General features: G+C 61.3%; 4 protein-coding genes. All 4 read right to left on the reverse strand.

What is annotated here, in order from left to right; genetic code table 11:
* Nucleotides 1-51: 51 nt before the first annotated feature.
* The 4 genes from AC1AUD_RS13640 to AC1AUD_RS13655 all read right to left on the reverse strand — a co-directional run bounded on the left by AC1AUD_RS13640 (nt 52) and on the right by AC1AUD_RS13655 (nt 1,491).
* Nucleotides 52-261 carry a helix-turn-helix domain-containing protein gene (locus AC1AUD_RS13640; RefSeq protein ID WP_476574922.1) on the reverse strand — a complete coding sequence of 70 codons (210 nt, stop codon included), beginning with the start codon at nt 259-261 and terminating at the stop codon, nt 52-54.
* Nucleotides 258-497 (reverse strand): hypothetical protein, encoded by a 240-nt coding sequence (locus AC1AUD_RS13645; RefSeq protein ID WP_476574923.1) that lies wholly within the window; start codon nt 495-497, stop codon nt 258-260. The genes AC1AUD_RS13640 and AC1AUD_RS13645 overlap by 4 nt, the downstream gene beginning before the upstream one ends.
* 1 nt (nt 498) lies before the next feature.
* The gene (locus AC1AUD_RS13650) at nt 499-822 is read right to left on the reverse strand and encodes a hypothetical protein (RefSeq protein WP_476574924.1); all 324 of its coding nucleotides are present in this window, start codon (nt 820-822) and stop codon (nt 499-501) included.
* A 444-nt stretch (nt 823-1,266) separates the two neighbouring features.
* Nucleotides 1,267-1,491: a hypothetical protein gene (locus tag AC1AUD_RS13655; protein ID WP_476574925.1), complete on the reverse strand. Its 225-nt coding sequence runs from the start codon at nt 1,489-1,491 to the stop codon at nt 1,267-1,269.
* Nucleotides 1,492-1,839: the final 348 nt, after the last annotated feature.

Genomic DNA, 1,839 nt, shown 5'->3' on the forward strand with positions numbered 1-1,839 from the left:
TTGCCCCACGCCGCTATCTCCGCCGCACGTATCGCTGGGGCGACTACCTGTCTACGCGGCACGCTCGGCCTCCCTGCGCTTGCGCCTAGCCACGAACATGTCGAGGTCGGCCACCTCGTACAGCACGGGGCAGTTGGGCGCGTCGGTGGGTCGGTAGAACACCGGGCCGTAATGCTCGCCGCGCCACTTTCGCAACAGGCTTTCGCTCACGCCCAAGTATTTGGCCGCCTGTTTCGCGGTCAGCTTCGCGCGCGGGTTCATATGCCGGCCTCCGGGTCGGGGTCGGCGTCGTAGTTCGCCCTCACGATCGCCTCGGTGATGGACGGCAGCAGCCAAGTGGCGAATCGCAAGCGCCGGTGGTCGCCCTCGCGCGCGTCGTACACGCCTGTCACCGGGCTGCCCATATCGTCGAACATGCCGAACGCCAGCGGCAAGGTGGTGGTGCTGGTGCCCGTGTCGTCGGTTTCCTCGATCACCAGTTTCAGTTTCGCGCGCATGTCAACGCACCCCAGCATAGGCCTTGAGGGACTGCACCAGATCGTCGCGGTCGAACACCTCCACGCCATACTGACGCTTTGGACGAAGCACATAGCCCGAGGCGATCAGCGATTGCATGGTGTGCGTGCCGGTCGGGTCGGTCGAGGGAACAACCATGTCCAAGTGCAGCAGCTTCACCACCATCTGGCGTGGCACGTTCTCCATGCCGATGGTGTCATGCTCCAATCTGGGCAGATTCCACCTTACGGCGTTCTTTAAGTCCTTCGCCCGTGTTTCCTTGTAATTCTTGCGTTTCCTAGGCTTGCGGATGACTTCAATGCTCATAATCGTTTCTCGCTTTCTGTGAATGGGTTTCGTTGGATTCTTTATGAAGACTTTTGGGTGGTGAGAGGTTAGAGCGGGAGCCTTATAGACGAAAAACGCGAAGCCCTTCCGGGCTAGGCGCTTCGCTTGAAGGCTCGCACGCTAAGGCTTTCGGTATGGAGCCGGGCCGTCGCATGGTCGGCGTCGTGATGACGCGAGATGGTTTGAACCGGCGGCAACGCACGTATGCGTCCATAGCCCCGTCAATCTCCCTGTGAAGGCGACGCCGGTTCATTGACTTAATCAATTCCCGCATGGCACCCCGCGATGCCGTGGTAACCGCCAACCCACAGTTGGCGTGTTTGTAACGCGCTGGGCGAGGCGCGGCCGGGTGCTTTATCACGCCTACCCAGCAACCGACCTTCGGCTGGGTCAAGGGCTGTTCAGTTATCGCAAGCACCAGCGCTAAAGCGGGCTGTCGTCCCCAAGAAGCGCGTCAAGGCAACCGATCAGGCCGGCCGCCTCCTCGCGCGTGAACTCATACACAATCGGTTTGGTTATCCGCCCCAATTCCTCGAACTCGCCGTAATGCGGCGTGACGCACAACGCGATCAGCCCGGTGGGCTTCACCACGCTGGTGAACGTGTAATGGCCCCTGTCACGCTGGGCCAACGCAGGCTTGCCGCTCATAGAAAGTCCTCCAAGCACTCGCGCAGAACGGACTTCCGGCGACAAAGCAAGCAAGCCGCGGCGTCGAACATCAAGGCGAACGCGAACAACACGACGGACACCAGCCTGAACGGCAACGACAGGAAACGAAGGAACATCACCGGCCATCACCCCCAAGCCAAGCGCCCACACGCTCAGGCACGCCCAACCACTCGAACAGGCCGCACGCCAACACCACGGCCAGCGGCCACCACGCGCCAATAACGGCCAGAACCAACGCAACCGGCCACACAGCCAGCGCATACAACACTTTGTAAGCCCAACTCACCGCGAAACCTCCAACGGCTCACGGCCAAGAAGCGCGTCCAC

It is taken from the genome of Bifidobacterium sp. LH_730 (assembly GCF_056355835.1).

What these genes read in the sequence shown, in the direction of transcription:
- AC1AUD_RS13645 (WP_476574923.1), bottom strand. Translation starts at nt 497, where the DNA reads ATGCGCGCGAAACTGAAACTGGTGATCGAGGAAACCGACGACACGGGC.
- AC1AUD_RS13655 (WP_476574925.1), bottom strand. Translation starts at nt 1,491, where the DNA reads ATGAGCGGCAAGCCTGCGTTGGCCCAGCGTGACAGGGGCCATTACACG.
- AC1AUD_RS13650 (WP_476574924.1), bottom strand. Translation starts at nt 822, where the DNA reads ATGAGCATTGAAGTCATCCGCAAGCCTAGGAAACGCAAGAATTACAAG.
- AC1AUD_RS13640 (WP_476574922.1), bottom strand. Translation starts at nt 261, where the DNA reads ATGAACCCGCGCGCGAAGCTGACCGCGAAACAGGCGGCCAAATACTTG.